Here is an 18,376-nt window from a genome sequence, read left to right on the forward strand (position 1 = left end):
GATCAGCATGAACTCGGTCCGCTGCGCGTCTGCTCGACCGTCGGCCGAAACGCCGAACGGCCGGCCCCCGAGGGGACCGGCCGTTCGTCGTGGTGGTGATGCCGCGGATCAGTTGTTCGAGGACAGCTTCTCGCGCAGAGCGGCGAGCGACTCGTCGTCGGCGAGGGTTCCGCCGCCGGCAGCCGACTCGGTGTTGGTGAAGCCGCCGCCGACCGAGACGCCCTCGGAGACCGTGGCGGCCTCCTCCTGCGACTTGGCGACCTGCGCCTTGTGGGCCTCCCAGCGAGCCTGAGCAGCGGCGTACTCCTGCTCCCAGGCCTCGCGCTGGGACTCGAAGCCCTCGCGCCACTCGTTGGTCTCCGGGTCGAAGCCGTCGGGGTACTTGTAGTTCCCCTGGTCGTCGTACTCGGTGGCCATGCCGTAGAGCGCCGGGTCGAACTCGGTGCCCTCGGGGTCGACGTTCTCGTTCGCCTGCTTGAGCGAGAGCGAGATGCGGCGACGGTCGAGGTCGATGTCGATGACCTTGACGAACACCTCTTCACCGACCGACACGACCTGCTCGGCGAGCTCGACGTGCTTGCCCGAGAGCTCGGAGATGTGGACGAGGCCCTCGATGCCGTCCGCGACGCGGACGAACGCACCGAACGGGACCAGCTTCGTGACCTTGCCCGGGGCGACCTGACCGATCGCGTGGGTGCGGGCGAAGACCTGCCACGGGTCCTCCTGGGTCGCCTTGAGCGAGAGCGACACGCGCTCGCGGTCGAGGTCGACCTCGAGGATCTCGACGGTGACCTCCTGGCCCACCTCGACGACCTCGGAGGCGTGCTCGATGTGCTTCCAGGAGAGCTCGGAGACGTGGACGAGACCGTCGACGCCGCCGAGGTCGACGAACGCACCGAAGTTGACGATCGAGGACACGACGCCCTTGCGGACCTGACCCTTGTGCAGGTTGTTCAGGAACGTGGTGCGGCTCTCGGACTGCGTCTGCTCGAGGAGCGCGCGACGCGACAGGACCACGTTGTTGCGGTTCTTGTCGAGCTCGAGGATCTTCGCCTCGATCTCCTGGCCGAGGTACGGCGTGAGGTCGCGGACGCGGCGCAGCTCGATGAGCGAGGCCGGGAGGAAGCCGCGGAGGCCGATGTCGACGATGAGCCCGCCCTTGACGACCTCGATGACCGAACCGGTGACGACACCGTCGGACTCCTTGATCTTCTCGACGTCGCCCCACGCGCGCTCGTACTGCGCGCGCTTCTTGGAGAGGATCAGGCGACCCTCCTTGTCCTCCTTCTGCAGGACGAGGGCTTCGACGCTGTCGCCCACGTTGACGACCTCGGAGGGGTCGACGTCGTGCTTGATGGAGAGCTCACGCGAGGGGATGACGCCCTCGGTCTTGTAACCGACGTCGAGGAGGACCTCGTCGCGGTCGATCTTCACGACGGTGCCTTCGATGAGGTCTCCGTCGTTGAAGAACTTCAGAGTCTTTTCGACCGCGGCAAGAAAGTCTTCAGCAGACCCGATGTCGTTGATCGCGACCTGCTTGGTTGCCTTTTCGGTCGTTGCGGTTGTCATTAAGGGATGCTCCAGGATGGATGGGTATCGGGCGGCGGGCACCGACACGCCCGAGGGCGTGACGCGGTGGTGACCACTGCGGAGGTGATGGGGGTGCCGCGACCCGGGAGTGCTCCGACGCCCGGGACCGTGATCCTGGACCTCGTCGCGCACCGTGGGCACGGCGGCGCCACGAATGTGACGTTCCAGACTATCGAACCCACGAGGGTGAGAGCAATCTCACCGGGCTCCGTTCCGCGTGTCCTGGCGGATCCGGGCGGTCGCGATCCGGCTGGCCGGGCTCAGGCTCCGCCGGCCAGGCTCGTGCGCAGCGTATCGAGCCCGACGCCGCCCAGATCGAGCGCGCGGCGGTGGAAGCCGGCGAGCGAGAAGTCCGCTCCCTCGCGTGCGCTCGCCTCGTCGCGCAGCTCCTCCCAGATCCGCTGGCCGATCTTGTAGGAGGGCGCCTGACCGGGCCAGCCGAGGTAGCGGTTCACCTCGAAGCGCACGAAGGCGTCGTCCATGTTCACGTTCGCTCGCAGGAAGGCGAGGGCGGACTCGGCGGTCCAGACGTCGGTCGAGCCGGGTATCCGCTTCTGCAGGTGCACGCCGATGTCGATGACGACGCGGGCGGCGCGCATCCGCTGCCCGTCGAGCATGCCCAGGCGGTCGGCCGGGTCGTCCAGGTAGCCGAACCGCTCCATCAGCCGCTCGGCGTAGAGGGCCCAGCCCTCGGCGTGCCCGGAGCTGCCGGCGAGCTGGCGGCGCCAGGTGTTGAGGCTCGCGCGGTTGTACACGGCCTGGCCCACCTGCAGGTGGTGACCGGGGACGCCCTCGTGGTAGACCGTCGTCAGCTCGCGCCAGGTGGCGAACTCGGTGACGCCGGGCGGGACGGACCACCACATCCGTCCGGGCCGGGAGAAGTCGTCGCTCGGGCCGGTGTAGTAGATCCCGCCCTCCTGGGTCGGCGCGATGCGGCACTCGAGGCGGCGGAGCTCGTCCGGGATGTCGAAGGCGGTGCCGGCGAGCTCGCTCACGGCCCGGTCGCTGGTCTCCTGCATCCAGCGCTGCAGCGCGTCGACGCCGTGCAGCGTGCGGGCGGGGTCGGTGTCGAGGTGCGCGATCGCCTCGGCGACGCTCGCGCCGGGCAGGATCTCGCGGGCGATCGCCTCCTGCTCGGCGGTCATCCGCGCGAGCTCCTCGATCCCCCACTCGTAGGTCTCGTCCAGGTCGACCACGGCGCCGAGGAACCGGCGCGACTGCAGCGCGTAGTGCTCGCGCCCGACGGCGTCCTGCTCGGTCGCCGCGGGAGCGAGCTCGGTTCGCAGGAACCGCGCCAGGCCGCCGTAGGCCGCGGCGGCGCGGCGCGCCCCCTCCTCGAGCCGCAGCGAGAGCGACGCGGGCAGCGAGCCGGTCGCGGGCGCCGCGCCGGCGGCCAGTGCCGCGAAGAACCCGCGCGGCCCCGCGATCGTCTCGGCCTGCTCTGCGACGAGGCCGACCTGGCGACGGGCCGGCGTCACTCCCGCGCCGATGCCCGCCCGGAGGGTCTCGGCGTAGCCGGCCAGAGCGGCCGGCACGGCGAGGAGCCGCTCCGCCACGTCCTCCCAGTCGCCCACGGAGTCGGTCGGCATCAGGTCGAAGACGTCGCGCAGCTCCTGCGAGGGGGAGGCGATCACGTTGAGGTCCCGCAGCGGGAGACGCGCCTCGTGCGCCTCGAGCGACAGCCTCAGGTCGGAGCCGAGATCGGCGACCGTCACGGCGTCGACGGCGTCGACGGGCACGGCGGACTCGAGCTCGGCCAGGGCGGCGGCCGTCGCCGCGCGGGCGCGCTCGACCCCCTCCGGCGACAGGTCGCCGAGGCGGCGGTTCGCCTCGGCCCGGCCGATCGACGTGCCGAGGGTGGGCTCGAGCCCGACGAGGGTGTCGACCCACCGCTCGGCGACGAGGTCGACGGCGGTGGGCTCGCGGGAGGTGTCGGAGGTCATGCCTTCGAGCCTAGCCAGAGGCCAGGAGCGGCCCGGGACCTCGCGGCGTCAGTGCGCGGCGACGTCCCAGTCGGAGCCGTGGCCGACCTGCACCTCGAGCGGCACGGAGAGATCGACGGCGCCCGCCATCCGCACGCGGACGACCTCCTCGAGCACGTCCTCCTCGCCGGGGGCCACGTCGAAGATCAGCTCGTCGTGCACCTGGAGCAGCATCCGCGACTCCAGGCCCTTCTCGCCGATGTCGGCCTGCACGCCGATCATCGCGATCTTCATGATGTCGGCGGCGGAGCCCTGGATCGGCGAGTTGAGCGCGGCGCGCTCGGCGTTGTCGCGGAGGACGCGGTTGCCGCTCTGCAGATCGGGGAACGGCCGGCGGCGGCCGAAGATCGTCTCGGTGTAGCCGGTCTCGCGCGCCTGCTCGACGACCGTGCGGAGGTAGTCGCGGACCGCGCCGAAGCGCACGAAGTAGTCGGTCATCAGCTGCTTCGCCTCGTTGCTCGAGATGCGCAGCTGCTTGGAGAGGCCGAAGGCGCTCAGTCCGTAGGCGAGGCCGTAGGACATCGCCTTGACCTTGTTGCGCATCGCCGAGGTGACGTCGGACGGCTCGACGCCGAAGATCCGCGCGCCGACGAAGCGGTGCAGGTCCTCGCCGCTGTGGAAGGCCTCGATCAGGCCGGCGTCGCCGGAGAGGTGCGCCATGATCCGCATCTCGATCTGCGAGTAGTCGGCGGTGATCAGGGTGCTCGCCTGCTCGCCGTGCACGAACGCGGTGCGGATGCGCCGGCCGACCTCGCTGCGGACCGGGATGTTCTGCAGGTTGGGATCGTTGGAGGAGATCCGGCCGGTCGCGGTGCCGGTCTGGTCGTAGCTGGTGTGGATCCGGCCGTCGGCGGTGACCGACTTCTCCAGCGTCTCGATGATCTGCTTGAGCTTGGTCGCGTCGCGGTGCTCGAGCAGAAGCCCGAGGAACGGGTGCGGGTGCGACTCCTGCAGGTCGGCCAGGGCCGACGCGTCGGTCGTGTAGCCGGTCTTGGTCGCGCGGGTGCGCGGCATCGCCAGCTCCTCGAAGAGGACCTGCTGCAGCTGCTTGGGCGAGCCGAGGTTCATCTCGTGCCCGATCTCGGCGAAGGCGCGGTTCGCGAGGTCGACGGAGGTGGCGGTGAGCTCGCCGCGGAGGCGCGCGAGCACCTCGGCGTCGATCGCGACGCCGGTGAGCTCCATCGTGGCGAGCACCTGCACGATCGGCAGCTCGATGTCGACGAGGACGGAGAGCATGCCCTCGCCCAGCAGCTCGGTCAGCACGCCGACGAGGCGGTGCGCGTACCAGGCCTCCGTGGCGGGGCCGATCGGCGGGGCGGTGGGGACGAGCTGGTTCGGATCACCCTGGATCATCGCCTCGTCGAGGTACTGCAGGACCTGAGCCGGCAGCGTCGCCGCGTGACCGGTGGGCTGCAGGAGCCAGGCGGCGATGCGGGTGTCGAAGGCGAGGCCGGCCACGGGGAGTCCGGCGCGGCGCAGCGCCTTGACCTGCGGCTTCGCGTCGGCGAAGTACTTCGGGGCGTCGCTCGCGAGCCACTCCTCGAGCGCGGTGTAGTCGGGCCGGCCGGCGGCCCAGGGCACGAAGGCCGACTCCGCCTCGACCGAGAGGCCGATGCCCTCCAGGCCGCCCTCGCCGAGCTGCACCTGCACGGCGACCGGGACGGTGCCGTTCGCGGAGACGCGGGCGAGCCAGTGCGCGAGCTCCTCGTCGACCAGGTTCCGCACGGCCGGCGCCGCGGTGACGACCGTGTCGCCCGCGAGCGCCTCCGCCGCGCCCTCGACGCCCTCGTCGGCCGCGATCGTGAGCACGCGCTCCTGGAGTGTCTTGAACTCGAGCCTGCTGAAGATCTCGCGGACCGCGTCCGGGTCGATCGGGCGGCGGTCGAGGTCGTTCGGGCCGAGCGGCAGCTCGACGTCGGTGATCAGGCGGTTGAGCCTGCGGTTGCGGAGCGCGTTCTCCTTCTGCTCGCGGAGCTTCTCGCCCACGACGCCCTTGATCTCGTCCGCGTGGGCGATGATGTCGGCCACCGTGCCGTACTGGTTGACCCACTTCGCCGCCGTCTTCGGGCCGACCTTGTCGACGCCGGGCAGGTTGTCGCTGGTCTCGCCGACGAGCGCCGCGATCTCGGGGTACTGGTGCGGCTCGACGCCGTACTTCTCGAAGACCTTGTCGCGGTCGTAGCGGGTGAGCTGCGACACGCCCTGGGTGGACGGGTAGAGCAGGGTCACGTCGGGGGTGACCAGCTGGATGGTGTCGCGGTCGCCGGAGACGACGAGGACCCGGAAGCCGGCCTCGGCGCCCTGGCGGGCGAGCGTGGCGAGGATGTCGTCGGCCTCGAAGTCCTCCTTCGAGACGGTGCGGATGTTCATCGCGTGCAGCGCCTCCTCGAGGAGGGGGACCTGGCCCTTGAACTCGGGCGGGGTCTCGCCGCGCGTGCCCTTGTACTCGGGGTACTCGCGGGTGCGGAACGAGTAGCGGGAGATGTCGAAGGCGACGCCGAGGTGCGTCGGCTTCTCGTTCTTGAGCAGCAGGATCAGCATCGACAGGAAGCCGTGGATGGCGTTCGTGTGCTGGCCCTCGCGGGTCTGGAAGCTGTCGACCGGGAGGGCGTAGAACGCCCGGAACGCGAGGGAATGACCGTCGATGAGCAGGAGGGTAGGCTGTTCCGGATCTGACACAGGGCAAGACTACACAGCGCCTCCGACACCGGTTCGGGCCCGGTCCCGCCCGTCGGCGGAGGGCCTCCGGGAGGCCCAGCACGAGGAGCACCGTGACCGAATCCGCCCCCGCCGCCGCGACCGCCGACTCCTGGGTCCGCCCGCCCGTCCTCGACCTCGAGGCGCACATCGGGCGCGGCATGGGCGAGCTCGCCGAGCGGATGGGCATCGTCTGGCACGAGCTCACCCCCGAGCACTCCGTCGCGTCGATGCCCGTCGAGGGCAACCGCCAGCCGGTCGGCATCCTGCACGGCGGCGCGCACGTCGTCCTCGCCGAATCGATGGGCTCGATCGCCGCCAACGTGCACGCCGGAGCGGGCCGCCTCGCGATGGGCATCGAGCTGAACGCGAGCCACAGCCGCTCGATCACCCACGGCCACGTGATCGCCACCTGCGACGCGATCCACCTCGGCTCGACCCTCACGACGCACGAGATCGTCGTCCGCGACGAGCAGGGCCGCCGCCTCAGCACGGTCCGCATCACGAACATCCTCCGCGACGCCCGCTGACGACGGCACGGGCATCGAGTAGCCCGAGCGCGGAAGCCGCTTCACGTCTCGGTGGTGAGGGAAAGTTGCGGCTGCGCCGCGTCATGGTGGTCGAGTAGCCCCGCAGGGGCGTATCGAGACCCGCCGTCATCAGCAGGGCGGGTCTGCAGACTCGTCCTTCTGACGCTGGTGGATCTCGATACGCCCGCTGCGCGGGCTACTCGATCAGCATGGCTTTCCCATACCTACTAGGTGATCTTTCCTAGGTGTACTGCTCAAGGACGTCGGGCTCTTCCCCGCCCTGCGCTGGCGCCGAAGGCGCCCCCTCCGCTCGGTACGCCCGCTGCGCGGACTACTCGATCAGCAGGGCATTCCCCCTAGGTACTAGGCGATCTTTCCCAGGACAATCGTCGGCGCCAGGACGGCCGGTCTGCGGACCCGGCCTTCATCCACCTCGGCTCGACCCTCACCACGCACGAGATCGTCGTCCGCGACGAGCAAGGGCGCCGCCTCAGCACGGTCCGCATCACGGACATCCTCCGCGACGCCCGCTGACCGGGTTCAGCTCCGCGCCGTGGAGACCGTGAGCGCGAACACCGTTCCGAGCACGAGCACGAGCCCGGCTGCGACGAAGGACGGCACGGGCGACCCGACGGCGGCCGACATCGTCCAGCCGATCAGTGCGATGCCGAGCTCTGCGGCGAACACTGCGCGCGTCGGTCGCTGGGCGGAGCGCTCGAGGAGGCGCGACCCCTCGACGAGCGGAATCATCCGCGGAACGAGAGCCAGGAGAACGAGCAGGAGAGGGAAGGGCACCTCCACTGCACCTCCCCAGGATCCGGACGACGGAGGATCGACGACGAGGAGGACAGCGAGCGCCACTGCGAGAACGAGGATCCCCGCTCTCGATCGGGGCGGGCCCCACGGCGACGAGAAGCGAGTCGAAGTCGGAGCCATCTGCTCATTCCGTGCAGGGCTCGACGACGGGGAAGAACGCCACTGCCACGTAGTGGAAGTGGCGGATCCCGAAGCACTTTCCTTCATTGTTCGCCCGGTTGGCCGTGTCGAGCGCAGCTGCCAATCCGAGCCCGCACGCCCACCCGACGGTTCCGCAAGCGGCGGTCGCCACCCCGACGGGGAAACTCGACTCGGAAGCGATGCGCTGCGTCTCCGCCCGGCTGTAGAGAAGCGTGCAGAAGGCCGCATCGCATTCCAGACTCGGATCCGCGACGACGGGATAGGTGGCTCCCGCGTGCTGCACGTGCTGGACGACGACGGCGCCGTCGACCTCGTACCAGGTGTCGACAGGAGCACCGTCGGCGTCGACCGCCCACGGTTCCGCGATCGTGTTGACGACGTTCCCGAGCGAGTCGGAGACGGTGATGCCGCCACTGCTCGTGAGCTCGAGGTGCGCATCAGCGCCCGCAGCGGTGACCGCGAAGCGGTACTCCTCCGGCGCCTCCGCTCCCTTGACGACCACGTAGCCGGCGGCGGCCGCGGCCCTCTCAGAGCTGGTGAGCACGTAGTCGGCGTGCTCGCCCTCGTAGAGGAGGACACCGGGCTGCACCTCCTCTCCGGTCGATTCCGTCACCGGTGCCAGCGACAGGGACCCCTGCGGAGTGGACACCGTCAGACCATCGACATCGTCGAGTTCCTCGGAGGCGAGGTCACGCCCTCCTTCCGAGTGGATCCCTCGTGCGAGGGCACGGACTCGTCCGCGACGAAGTCCGCTTCGGGTCCCGTCGCTCCGGAAGCCAGGAGGTCACGCTCGTCCAGGGCGTCCAGCGCGTCCCTGCCGTTCTCGGCGGTACTCGCCGCCGACGACTCCGACAGCGATCGTGGACTCGCCTCCGCAGGGGCGCTCCCGAGCGCAGCGGCCGCGAAGACGAGAGCGGTGAGAAGAACGGAGGAAGGCCTTGTCAGTGTTCTCATCGTGCGCTCCATTGCGTCGACATCGCACGAGAAAGCCTGCACCTGCGGTCGCTGGGCCTCGTCGAACTCGAACGATGATCTCTCCACCCGGATGCCTCGGCGTCTTCGTCGGAGAAGGCTTGTTACCTCTGCGACACTCGAATACCATTCGGGTATGGCATTGATAGCAATGAGATCCGACCGGGTGCAACCGCTGTCGCCCTGTGCCGGTCGTCACGCGACAGAGCCGGAGCAGTTCGCTGCTCCGGCTGCTCCGGACGAGGAGGCCGCGACGGGTCCGCAAGCCCCCGCCGCCGCGGGACGGGCGACCTAGGCTCGGGGCGTGACCTTCCGCGATCTGCTGCGCTCCCTGCCGTCCATGCCGTCCGAGCTGCCCGACTTCGAGGTGGAGGCGGCGCCCGCCGATCCCGTCGAGCTGTTCGGGCAGTGGCTGGAGGCGGCGAAGGACGCCGGCCAGCTCCTCCCCCACGGCGCGACGCTGTCGACCGCCGACGCCGACGGGACCGTCTCGGCGCGAGTGCTGGTGCTGCGCGACATCGACGACGCCGGCTGGGCGTTCTCGACCCACGCCTCCAGCCCCAAGGGGCGGGCGATGGCGGCGAACCCGCACGCCGCGCTGACCTTCTTCTGGCCGGTGCAGGGCCGGCAGGTCCGGGTGGAGGGCCGCGTCGAGCGCGCCTCCGCCGAGGAGTCGAAGAAGGACTTCGAGCGGCGCTCGGAGGCCGCGCGCACGGCCCTGCTGGTCGGCCGGCAGAGCGAGCCGATGAAGCGCGCCGAGGACTTCGACCTGGTGACGCTGCAGACCGGCGTCGCCGTCGCCTGCTCCCCGGCGACGCTCGACCGCGACTGGGCCGTCTACCGCGTCGTGCCCGAGCGGATCGAGTTCTGGCAGGGCTCGACCAGGGCGGAGCAGGACCACACCCGCCTGCTCTACCGCGCACCCGCTGCCGGAACGACGGAGGCGGGCGGCTCCCCGTGGGAGCGCACCCGCCTCTGGCCGTGACGGCGCGGCCCTCGGGCCGCCGCCGCCCTACTTCTTGGGGCTGAGCTGCTCGATGATCGCCTGCGCGACGTCGTGCATGGTGAGGCGGCGGTCCATCGACGCCTTCTGGATCCAGCGGAAGGCCTCGGGCTCGGAGAGGCCCATCTTCTCGTTGAGCAGGCCCTTGGCCCGGTCGACGAGCTTGCGGGTCTCGAAGCGCTCGACCATGTCGGCGACCTCGGCCTCGAGGGTGAGGATCTGCGCGTAGCGGGAGAGGGCGATCTCGATCGCCGGCAGCAGGTCGTTCGGCGTGAACGGCTTGACCACGTAGGCCAGCGCGCCGGCCTCGCTCGCGCGCTCGACCAGCTCCTTCTGACTGAAGGCGGTCAGCAGGACGACGGGGGCGATGTGCGCCTTCGAGAGGCGCTCAGCGGCGGAGATGCCGTCGAGCTGGGGCATCTTCACGTCCATGATCACCAGATCGGGGCGCAGCTCGGTGGCGAGGGCCACGGCCGTCTCGCCGTCGCCCGCCTCACCGACGACCTCGAAGCCGTTGTCGCGGAGGATCTCCACGATGTCCATGCGGATGAGCGATTCGTCCTCTGCGACGACGACCCGACGGGGTGCGGTCTGCGGAGTTTCCTGGTCTGTCACGCCGAAGAGCCTACGGTATTCTCGACAGGCTCGTGATGAGCCGGTGTGGCGGAATGGCAGACGCGGGGCACTCAAAATGCTCTGTCCGAGAGGGCTTGTGGGTTCGAGTCCCACCACCGGTACCGCAGGCGCCCCGCGCGCGTCGCCGCTTCGCTAGCGTCGTCGGATGGATGACGCCTCGGCGGCCTGGCCGCTCTTCTCCCTCGTGCTGCGCACGCCGCGCCTCGAGCTGCACCCCGTCCGCGACGAGGATCTGCCCGCCCTCGCGGCGGCGGCGGTCGCCGGGATCCACGAGCCCGGCCGCTCGCCGTTCCCTGCGGCCTGGGCCGAGGTTCCCGCGGAGCAGCTGCCCGCCGACCTCGCCCGCTACCAGTGGTCGCTCCGCGCGGCGACGCGACCGGACTCCTGGCGCGTGGCCTTCGCGATCGTCGAGGACGGCGCGGTGATCGGCTGCCAGGACCTGCTCGCCGACGAGTTCGCGGCGCGGCGCACCGTCTCCTCCGGCTCGTGGCTCATGCGCGCGGCTCAGGGCCGGGGACTCGGCCGGGAGATGCGCGCCGCCGCGCTGCTGCTCGCCTTCGATCACCTGGGCGCGGAGGTGGCGGAGAGCAGCGCGCTGGCGTGGAACACCGCCTCGATCCGGGTGTCGACGGCGCTCGGCTACGAGCCCAACGGCACGCGGCGCACGGTCGGCGCCGATGGAGTCGCGGTCGAGGAGACCCGGTTCCGCGTCACGCCCGAGACGTTCCACCGCCCGGAGTGGACGCTCGGAGTGTCCGGCCTCGAGGCCGCTCGCGCGCTCCTGATCGCCCAGCCGGCGGCGGACTCCTAGCGGTACCGCCCGGCCGAGCCGCTCAGAACTCCGCGAGGCTCCCGCGCAGACCGCCGCCCGGGTACTCCCGCCGCAGGATCCCGCGGCGGCGCAGGATCGGCACCAGCTCGTCGAGCATCCGGTGCAGCATCACCGGGTGGAAGTCGCCGGAGAAGGCGAAGCCGTCGTTGTCCGCGTCGTCGCCGAGCTCCTGGACGAAGTCGGCGACCTCCTCCGCGGTGCCCACCACTCCGCTGCGGTCGGCGATCAGGCCGAGCCGCGCCTTGGCGGTGAGCAGGGCGCGCAGCGGGGCGTCCGCGTCGGCGCCGCCGTAGAGGCCGGCGATGCTGCCCCGCGAGACGTGCTCGCCGAAGACCGCCGGGTCGACGGGGCGGTCGAGGTTCAGCGCGGTCAGGTCGGTCTCGAGGTCGCTGGACCAGGCGGCCGCCGCGGTGAGCAGCGCCGCGTCGTCGGGGTGCGCAGAGGCGTCGACGAGGCGCCGCGCCTCCTCCCCGCTGGAGACGATGATCGGCTTGACGACGAAGAGGATGGTGAGGTCGTCGGGGTTCCGGCCGTGCGCGGCGGCCGCGGCCCGGGCCCGCTCGCGGTAGGCGCGGACCGTCGCGGTGTCGAGCGAGGCGAGGGCCAGCTGGATCTCGGACTGCGCGCCCGCGAAGTCGATGCCGCGCGGCGATCCACCGGGCGAGACGATGACCGGCTCGCCCGGGCCCGTGGCGGTCCCCGCCGAGGACTCGGTGCCGAACGGCAGCGCGTTCAGCGGGCCGTCGAAGGAGTAGTGCCTCCCGCGGTGCTGCACTGCGCGCAGCCGGTCGCCGTCGGCGAAGCGGCCGGTCGCCTCGTCCTGGATCAGCGCGCCGTCGTCCCAGCTGCGCCACAGCTCGCGCAGGGAGTCGAGCCACTCGTGCGCGCGGTCGTAGGCGCCGTCGTGCGGGAGCGGCTCGAGACCGAAGTGCCGGCTGCTGCCCACGTCGGTGACGACGTTGAGCCCGAGGCGGCCGCCGCTGAGGTGCTGCAGCGTGGCGAACTGGCGTGCCGCCTGGTACGGGCTGTAGGCCATCGGGTTCACCGTCGGCGCGACGCCGAGGTGCTGCGTCGCCTCGAACAGCGAGGGTGCGAGCAGCAGCGGGTCGTGCTTGGGCCCGCCGTAGGCGCGGCGGATGCGGAGGTCGAGGGTGCTCGCGTTCCCGAGCGAGAGCGCGTCCTCGATGATGACGAGGTCGAAGCCGGCCTGCTCGAGCTCGCGGGCGCTCCGCCGGTAGACCTCGGCCGTGGTCCAGGAGTGGTCCCACTCCCAGCCGGGCTGCCCCCAGGCCTGCGGGCCGAAGCCGCGGGAGAGGAACCAGGCGAAGTGCTGCGGCCGGCTCACGACGCCTCCGCCAGCACGAGCGGCCGGACGGCCGAGGCGCGCAGCCCGAGCTCGAGGTCGGCGAGCAGGTCCTCCACGTCCTCGATGCCGATCGAGAGCCGCAGCAGACCGGGGCCGATCCCCGCGGCCTCGAGCTGCTCGGCGGTGCGGCCGACGTGCGTGGTCGAGGCCGGGTGCAGCACGAGCGAGCGGACGTCGCCGAGGTGGGTCATCCGGGTGAAGAGGCCGAGGGCGTCGGAGAAGCGGCGCGCCGCCTCCTCCCCGCCGTGCAGCGTGAACGAGAAGACCGAGCCCTGCCCGAGCGGCAGCAGGCGCCGGGCGAGGGCGTGCGAGGGGCTCGAGGCGAGTCCGCTGTAGTCGACGCTGGCGACCTCGGGCCGCGCCTCGAGCCAGCGCGCGACGACGAGGGCGCTGCGGGACTGGTGGCGGACCCGCAGCGAGAGGGTCTCGAGGCCCTGCTCGAGCAGGAAGGCGGTGAGCGGCGAGACGGTCGGCCCCATCCGGCCGGCCACGACGTGGCGGGCGTAGTCGGCGAAGGCGCGCTCGGGGTCGCCGCCGCGCGCGATCGCCGCGGCGAGGTGCGGGTAGGCCGCCGTGCGCCAGTCGAAGCACCCGCCGTCCACGATCACGCCGGCGATGACGGCGCCGTGGCCGGCGAGGAACTTGCTCGCCGAGTGCACCACGATGTCGGCCCCGTGCTCGAGCGGGCGGAGGAGGTACGGGGTGGCGAAGGTGTTGTCGACGACGACGGGGACGCCGGCGCGGTGCGCGACGTCGGCGACGAGCCGCACGTCGACCACGTCGTTGCGCGGATTCGGGATCGACTCGATCAGGACGGCCCGGGTGCGCGGAGTGATCGCCGCGGCCCAGGCGACCGGGTCGTCGGCGTCCTCGACGAACGTGGTGCCGATGCCGAGGCGGGCGAGGTTCTCCAGCAGGAGGTTGCGCGTGCCCTCGTAGAGGCTCGCGGCGGCGACCACGTGGTCTCCGGCGGAGGCGAGCGCGAGCAGGGCGACCGAGACGGCGGCCTGACCGCTGCCGACGAGGAGCGCCTCGACGCCGCTCTCGAGGGCGGCGAGACGGCGCTCGACCGCGTCGGTGGTCGGGTTGCCGACCCGGGTGTAGGTGTAGCCGTCCGCACCGGCGAAGCGGTTCCGCGCCTCATCGAAGGAGTCGAAGCTGAAGCCGGCCGTGAGGTAGATCGGGGTGCGCCGCGCGTGCAGCGCGTCCTCGACCGCCCCGGCGTGCAGCTGACGGGTCGAGAAGCCCCAGCCGTCGTCGCCCGAATACCCGTCCTGCGCCATGGTCCGCCTCCTCTGTCCCCGCCCTCGGGCAGTGGGCACCACCGTGGCAGAGGAGGCGTCGGGCGCGTCGGGTGGTTACCCGGCGTTACGCGGCGAGCCCGCGGGTGCTCACCAGAACATCGTCCCGGGCGCGCCCTTGAACGGGCCGACCACCCGCGAGGTGATCCAGCCGCCGTAGAAGTCGCCCGGCTGCGGCTGCACCGCCTCGCCGTCGACGGTGCAGGAGTCCATCCGCCCCGGGTAGAGCGCGACCGTGTCGACGAGCTCCTCGAAGCCCGGCATCGGCTCGGGGTAGATCCAGCCGGCGGCCTCGGCCACCGCTCCTCCGCCGCGCACCGTCAGGTAGGAGGCCGCGCCCTTGAACTCGCAGATGCTGCGGCCCGGCGCGGGTTCCAGGGCGCCCTCGGCGAACGCGGAGCGGGGCAGGTAGTAGACGGGCGGGTGGCTGGTCTCGAGGACGCGGAACGCCGCGCGGGTGTCGGCGACGACGACGCCGCCGAGCCGGACCACGACGTGCTCGGCGGTGGGCTCGACCCTGGGCGGTCGTGGGTAGTCCCAGACGGATTCCTGTCCCTCGGCGGGGGGTGTGCGCTTCATCCCGCCCACGCTACGCGCGGCGGCAGCGGACCCTCGCCCGCTCCCAGGCGATGCGCGGGCGGGCGCGTCGGAGGTCCGCGGATCACCGCCGGGTCGGCACGGGGTCGCCGCGGTCGCGTAACGTCGACCTTGCGCCGGAATCCCGAGACCGCGCGCAGAAGGATCACACGCGTGCCCGAAGAATGCATCCACGGCCTCGACATCGCTCTCTGCGACGTCTGCTCCCCTGCCAAGCTCCCCGAGCCGCAGGGCCGCACCCGAGCTCCGGTGCGCGTGCCCGGCACGTCCCGCGCGGCCACCGCGCGCGCCGCCGCCCGCGGCACCGCCCGGGAGAAGCCGCTCCCCCAGGTGGACATCACCGCGCAGCGGATCTACCACGTGACGCACCTCGACAACCTCGAGGCGATCGTCGCCGCCGGCGCCGTGCTGGCCGACCAGAACCTCGAGGGCCGCCCCGCGGTCGACGTCAGCGCCGAGACGACCCGCGAGCACCGCCGCGCCGTCCAGGTCAAGGACGGCGTCAGCGTCGCCGGCTACGTCCCGTTCTTCCTCTCCCCCGACGCCGCGCTCTGGGCGGACCTCCGCGGCGACCGCGTGCTCCCGCACTGGTCGCCCCGCGCGCACACCACCACGGCGTCGCAGTTCGTCGTCCTGGTCGGCTCGCTGTCCTCCGCACCCGTGCTCAGCGACGGCGACGCGTCGCACGTGCTCACCCGCTTCACCGAGGGCGACGCCCTCGTGCGCACCTTCGCCCGGCTCCTCGTCGACGAGCCCGCCCTGCGCAGCGCCGAGGCGCTCGTGCCGGACCGCTTCCCGATCGAGGAGATCGCCGTCGTCGGCGTGCCGTCGGTCACCATGAAGAACAAGGTCAAGGCGATGTTCGAGAACAGCGGAGCCTCGCCGCGCGTCGCGGTCTACCCGCCCTGGTTCCACCCGGTCGCCGAGGAGGAGTGACGCGGCGGAGTGACACTGCGGAGTGACGCGGCGCAGCCGGCCGCGCCGGTCGGCTCCTACGCCCCCTCGAGCAGGTCGAGGCGGTCGGCGAGGTAGCGCTCGAGGGGCATGAGCCCCTGCTCCCCCAGGCCCGGCGCCCAGCGGACGACCACCCGGTCGCCCCGGAGCGAGAGCGGCTCCTGACCGGCGGCGAGGCCGTCGGCGTCGATCGCCAGCCGGCGCCAGCCGTGGTTGACGATCTCGCCCTCGCGGAACGGACCGTCGAAGGCGGCCTTGCGGATCTCCCGGCGCGCCTCCTGCGACTCCGACTGGTTGTTCGCGTGCAGCGGTGCGACCGAGCGCGTGACCGAGCCGGTCGCGAAGACGTCGCCGTCGCGCCCGAGCAGCAGGACGCCGAGGCGCCAGGCCCGGGTGACCGGGGCCATCACGGGTGCCCGGCGGAAGCCGAGGATCGCGCGCGGCCGGCGGAGCTCGGCGAGGGCCTGATCCGGGACGCCGCGGCGCTCGAGCTCGGCCGCGGTCTGCGCCAGCAGCTCCCGCAGGGCGGCGGCGGCGCGTGCCGCCTCGTCCGATGCCGTCATGGCCGCACTCCGTTCCGCTCCCCTGCGCTCGACCGGCCCGGGTCGGCTCCGCCAGCCTAGAACGGGTGGCGAGCGGCGGGGTCCACGGAGCCGGAGACGCCGACGGCGCGCCCGCCCCGGAGGGTGGACGCGCCGTCGGTGGGGATCAGATCGCCGAGGCGAGGACCTCGTCGAGCTTCGCGGAGGCCTCCTCGTCGGTGGCCTTCAGCGCGAGCGAGAGCTCGGAGACCAGGATCTGGCGGGCCTTCAGCAGCATGCGCTTCTCGCCGGCCGAGACTCCGCCGGCCTGCTCGCGGCGCCACAGGTCGCGGACGACCTCGCTGACGCGGTAGACGCTGCCGCTGGCCATCTTCTCCTGGTTGGCCTTGAACCGGCGCGACCAGTTGCTGGCCTCCTCGGCCACGTCGCTGCGGAGCACGTCGTAGACGGCCTGCACACCGGCGTCGTCGATGATCTCGCGCACGCCGACGAGCTCGGCGTTCTCGACGGGCAGGGTGATCGTGAGCTCGCTGGTGTGCACGTTCATCGTCATGAACGTCTTCTCGACGCCCTTGACCGAGCGCTTCTCGAGCCCGGTGATCGTCACCGCTCCGTGGTGCGGGTAGACCAGGGTCTCGCCGACCTCGAATGTCATCATGTCGTGCCTTTCATCGTGGGGCGTAGTGGTGGTGAGGAGGAAGCGGGGGTCCGCAGCGGCGCGTCGGCGAGCCAGGGCGGGAGGAGGGCGACGAGCTGCTCGACGAGCTCCTCGTCGGTGCCGTCCAGGCCGCCCGCGAGCCAGGCGCCGACCACGGCGAGCACGCCGCCGGCCGCGAAGACGGCGGTCAGCTCGGGGTCGGTGCCGGCGGGGGCGTCGACGCGGGCGAGCACCGCGCGGTGCAGGGCGAGCACGGTGTCGAGGACTGCGTCGTCGGACGCGACGCGAGCGGAGGCGCGGGCACGGAGGCGGGCGTGGAAGGCGTGCCGGTCGACGAGCCGGTCGACCAGGCGGATGTAACCGCGCCGGAGGGCCTGCGCACCGGACTCGTCCTGCAGATCGGGTGCGGAGACGTCCGCGACGACGAGGTCCTCGCGGAGCAGGGCGGAGGCGACCGCCGACGCGTCCTCGAAGTGCGCGTAGAAGGAGCTGCGGCTGATGCCGGCCTCGCGGACGATGTCGCTGACGGCGATGCCCTCGGCGCGGCCGCCGTCCGTCTGCATGACCAGCCGCTCGACGGCGTCGAACACCCGGCGGCGGGTGCGGCGCGCCCGAGGGTCGGCCGACGCGGGCCCGGAGGGTGCCGCCGCCCCGTGCGGGGAGGCGGCTCGAGCGGAAGACATCTCCGTCAGTCTACCACTTCCCGGACAGGTGTTCGGAAAGCGCGGAGAACTGGCGCGGCGGCTGCGTCCGGCTCGCGAGGACTCCCGTCGCATCGCCTCCGGCACGCAGAACCCGCCCGGCACGCAGGGTCGAGCAGATCCGACGAGCCGGAGGCGATTCCGCGAGCCGGAGGCGCGGAGGGGCCGTTGAGCCTGCGCCCGCGGTCAGCTCGCGGCGGTGCGGGTCGCGACGAGGCGGCCGAGCCGGGTGCGGGCGGCGCGCTCGCTGGGCGAGACACGGCCGAGGTACAGCTCGAGGGAGCGCAGCAGCAGGCGGGTCGCGGTGATCGCCGGCCACCACGGGCGGCGCAGGCCCAGCAGGCGGCGCACCTCGGGCGACAGCGAGGCGGTGGCGCCGGCGAACAGCAGCGGGTAGACCACTCCGGCCTCGCCGGGCAGCTTCACCCGGCGGAGGAAGTCGACCGCCTCGTGCACGCGCTCGTCCGGGCGGAGCTCACCGGCGAACCCGGCCAGCTGCTCGCGGAGCTCGGCGACGCTCTCGGGCGGGTTCTCGACGCCGAGCAGGCGGCCGGACGCGGCCCACTCGCGGACGTAGGCGTCGGGGCCGCCCGGGATCGGGCCGCCCCACAGCCGGTGCGAGCCGAGGAAGGCGTCGGTGAACGCGTCGTGCACCCAGAGCAGCAGCCGCGGATCCTGCGCGGAGTAGTGCCGCTCGACGTCGGCGGCGTCCTGATAGGTGCCGACGATCCGCTCGTGCACGCCGGTCACCCAGCGGGCGGCTCCGGAGGCGGTGGCGGTGTCGCCGAAGCTGGTGGTCAGCACCCAGCGCACCGTGTTGTCGAGGCGGCCCATCGGGTCCTCGCGGTACCGGGAGTGGTCGTGCACGCCGGCCATCGCGCCCGCGTGCAGCGTCTGCATCAGGAGGGCTCGAACGCCGGCGACCATCGTCGGCATCGCGCCGTTGACGGCCCAGACGGCGCTGCCGGGGCCGAAGAGGCCCGCGTCGTCGCCCGTCTCGAGGGCGGCGACCCAGTCGGGGCGGGGGCGGGGACGGCGTCGACTCATCCATCGAGTCT

Annotated in this window: 18 protein-coding genes, 1 tRNA gene and 1 pseudogene; 6 read left to right on the forward strand and 14 right to left on the reverse strand. The window is 72.2% G+C overall.

Annotated elements, in window-relative coordinates; translation table 11 throughout:
* Positions 1 to 108 precede the first annotated feature (108 nt).
* The 3 genes from rpsA to polA all read right to left on the reverse strand — a co-directional run bounded on the left by rpsA (position 109) and on the right by polA (position 6,251).
* On the reverse strand, positions 109 to 1,569 hold the full coding sequence (rpsA, locus tag GTU73_RS11970) for a 30S ribosomal protein S1 (protein WP_123446259.1): 1,461 nt from the start codon (positions 1,567 to 1,569) through the stop codon (positions 109 to 111).
* A 281-nt stretch (positions 1,570 to 1,850) separates the two neighbouring features.
* The gene (locus GTU73_RS11975) at positions 1,851 to 3,533 is read right to left on the reverse strand and encodes a DUF885 domain-containing protein (protein ID WP_160089781.1); all 1,683 of its coding nucleotides are present in this window, start codon (positions 3,531 to 3,533) and stop codon (positions 1,851 to 1,853) included.
* Between the two features lie 48 nt (positions 3,534 to 3,581).
* The gene (gene polA / locus GTU73_RS11980; RefSeq protein WP_160089783.1) at positions 3,582 to 6,251 is read right to left on the reverse strand and encodes a DNA polymerase I; all 2,670 of its coding nucleotides are present in this window, start codon (positions 6,249 to 6,251) and stop codon (positions 3,582 to 3,584) included.
* Positions 6,252 to 6,430: 179 nt separating this feature from the next.
* On the opposite strand from polA, the gene GTU73_RS11985 reads away from it, so the two are divergent.
* Positions 6,431 to 6,799 (forward strand): hotdog fold thioesterase, encoded by a 369-nt coding sequence (locus GTU73_RS11985; protein WP_123446567.1) that lies wholly within the window; start codon positions 6,431 to 6,433, stop codon positions 6,797 to 6,799.
* A 426-nt stretch (positions 6,800 to 7,225) separates the two neighbouring features.
* Positions 7,226 to 7,333 (forward strand): annotated as a pseudogene (locus GTU73_RS19340) (thioesterase); the annotation flags it as partial.
* 6 nt (positions 7,334 to 7,339) lie between these two features.
* Here the strand turns inward: GTU73_RS19340 and GTU73_RS11995 are convergent.
* The 3 genes from GTU73_RS11995 to GTU73_RS12005 form a co-directional block, all read right to left on the reverse strand.
* Complete coding sequence (locus GTU73_RS11995; RefSeq protein ID WP_160089785.1) at positions 7,340 to 7,549, reverse strand: hypothetical protein; 210 nt, start codon at positions 7,547 to 7,549, stop codon at positions 7,340 to 7,342.
* 190 nt (positions 7,550 to 7,739) lie between these two features.
* Positions 7,740 to 8,369 (reverse strand): hypothetical protein, encoded by a 630-nt coding sequence (locus GTU73_RS12000; RefSeq protein WP_160089788.1) that lies wholly within the window; start codon positions 8,367 to 8,369, stop codon positions 7,740 to 7,742.
* Between the two features lie 38 nt (positions 8,370 to 8,407).
* The gene (locus GTU73_RS12005; RefSeq protein WP_160089790.1) at positions 8,408 to 8,797 is read right to left on the reverse strand and encodes a hypothetical protein; all 390 of its coding nucleotides are present in this window, start codon (positions 8,795 to 8,797) and stop codon (positions 8,408 to 8,410) included.
* A gap of 235 nt (positions 8,798 to 9,032) precedes the next feature.
* On the opposite strand from GTU73_RS12005, the gene GTU73_RS12010 reads away from it, so the two are divergent.
* Entirely contained in the window at positions 9,033 to 9,713 is a 681-nt protein-coding gene (locus GTU73_RS12010) for a pyridoxal 5'-phosphate synthase (RefSeq protein ID WP_160089792.1), read from the forward strand.
* A gap of 27 nt (positions 9,714 to 9,740) precedes the next feature.
* Here GTU73_RS12010 and GTU73_RS12015 read toward each other — a convergent pair whose 3' ends face one another.
* On the reverse strand, positions 9,741 to 10,346 hold the full coding sequence (locus GTU73_RS12015; protein ID WP_123446252.1) for a response regulator: 606 nt from the start codon (positions 10,344 to 10,346) through the stop codon (positions 9,741 to 9,743).
* Between the two features lie 39 nt (positions 10,347 to 10,385).
* Between GTU73_RS12015 and GTU73_RS12020 the strand changes: the two genes are divergently transcribed.
* A tRNA-Leu gene (locus tag GTU73_RS12020) sits at positions 10,386 to 10,468 on the forward strand.
* A gap of 44 nt (positions 10,469 to 10,512) precedes the next feature.
* Entirely contained in the window at positions 10,513 to 11,178 is a 666-nt protein-coding gene (locus GTU73_RS12025; protein WP_160089794.1) for a GNAT family protein, read from the forward strand.
* A 22-nt stretch (positions 11,179 to 11,200) separates the two neighbouring features.
* Here the strand turns inward: GTU73_RS12025 and GTU73_RS12030 are convergent, their stop codons facing one another.
* From GTU73_RS12030 to GTU73_RS12040, 3 genes are all read right to left on the reverse strand, one after another.
* The gene (locus GTU73_RS12030; RefSeq protein WP_160089796.1) at positions 11,201 to 12,544 is read right to left on the reverse strand and encodes an LLM class flavin-dependent oxidoreductase; all 1,344 of its coding nucleotides are present in this window, start codon (positions 12,542 to 12,544) and stop codon (positions 11,201 to 11,203) included.
* Positions 12,541 to 13,848, reverse strand: coding sequence for a PLP-dependent transferase (locus GTU73_RS12035; RefSeq protein WP_160089798.1), 1,308 nt, complete (start codon positions 13,846 to 13,848; stop codon positions 12,541 to 12,543). Before GTU73_RS12035 ends, GTU73_RS12030 begins: the two co-directional genes overlap by 4 nt.
* A 108-nt stretch (positions 13,849 to 13,956) precedes the next feature.
* Positions 13,957 to 14,445, reverse strand: coding sequence for a DUF427 domain-containing protein (locus GTU73_RS12040; protein WP_160089800.1), 489 nt, complete (start codon positions 14,443 to 14,445; stop codon positions 13,957 to 13,959).
* A gap of 171 nt (positions 14,446 to 14,616) precedes the next feature.
* On the opposite strand from GTU73_RS12040, the gene GTU73_RS12045 reads away from it, so the two are divergent.
* On the forward strand, positions 14,617 to 15,399 hold the full coding sequence (locus tag GTU73_RS12045; RefSeq protein WP_159422559.1) for a DarT ssDNA thymidine ADP-ribosyltransferase family protein: 783 nt from the start codon (positions 14,617 to 14,619) through the stop codon (positions 15,397 to 15,399).
* A 56-nt stretch (positions 15,400 to 15,455) separates the two neighbouring features.
* Here GTU73_RS12045 and GTU73_RS12050 read toward each other — a convergent pair whose 3' ends face one another.
* The 4 genes from GTU73_RS12050 to GTU73_RS12065 form a co-directional block, all read right to left on the reverse strand.
* Positions 15,456 to 15,980 carry a hypothetical protein gene (locus GTU73_RS12050; RefSeq protein WP_160089802.1) on the reverse strand — a complete coding sequence of 175 codons (525 nt, stop codon included), beginning with the start codon at positions 15,978 to 15,980 and terminating at the stop codon, positions 15,456 to 15,458.
* A 145-nt stretch (positions 15,981 to 16,125) separates the two neighbouring features.
* Entirely contained in the window at positions 16,126 to 16,614 is a 489-nt protein-coding gene (locus GTU73_RS12055; RefSeq protein WP_123446565.1) for a CarD family transcriptional regulator, read from the reverse strand.
* On the reverse strand, positions 16,614 to 17,300 hold the full coding sequence (locus tag GTU73_RS12060) for a TetR/AcrR family transcriptional regulator (protein ID WP_160089804.1): 687 nt from the start codon (positions 17,298 to 17,300) through the stop codon (positions 16,614 to 16,616). The genes GTU73_RS12055 and GTU73_RS12060 overlap by 1 nt, the downstream gene beginning before the upstream one ends.
* A gap of 204 nt (positions 17,301 to 17,504) precedes the next feature.
* Positions 17,505 to 18,365: an oxygenase MpaB family protein gene (locus GTU73_RS12065; protein WP_160089806.1), complete on the reverse strand. Its 861-nt coding sequence runs from the start codon at positions 18,363 to 18,365 to the stop codon at positions 17,505 to 17,507.
* Positions 18,366 to 18,376: the final 11 nt, after the last annotated feature.

The organism is Rathayibacter sp. VKM Ac-2804 (genome assembly GCF_009866655.1).
Classification (GTDB): Bacteria; Actinomycetota; Actinomycetes; order Actinomycetales; family Microbacteriaceae; genus Rathayibacter.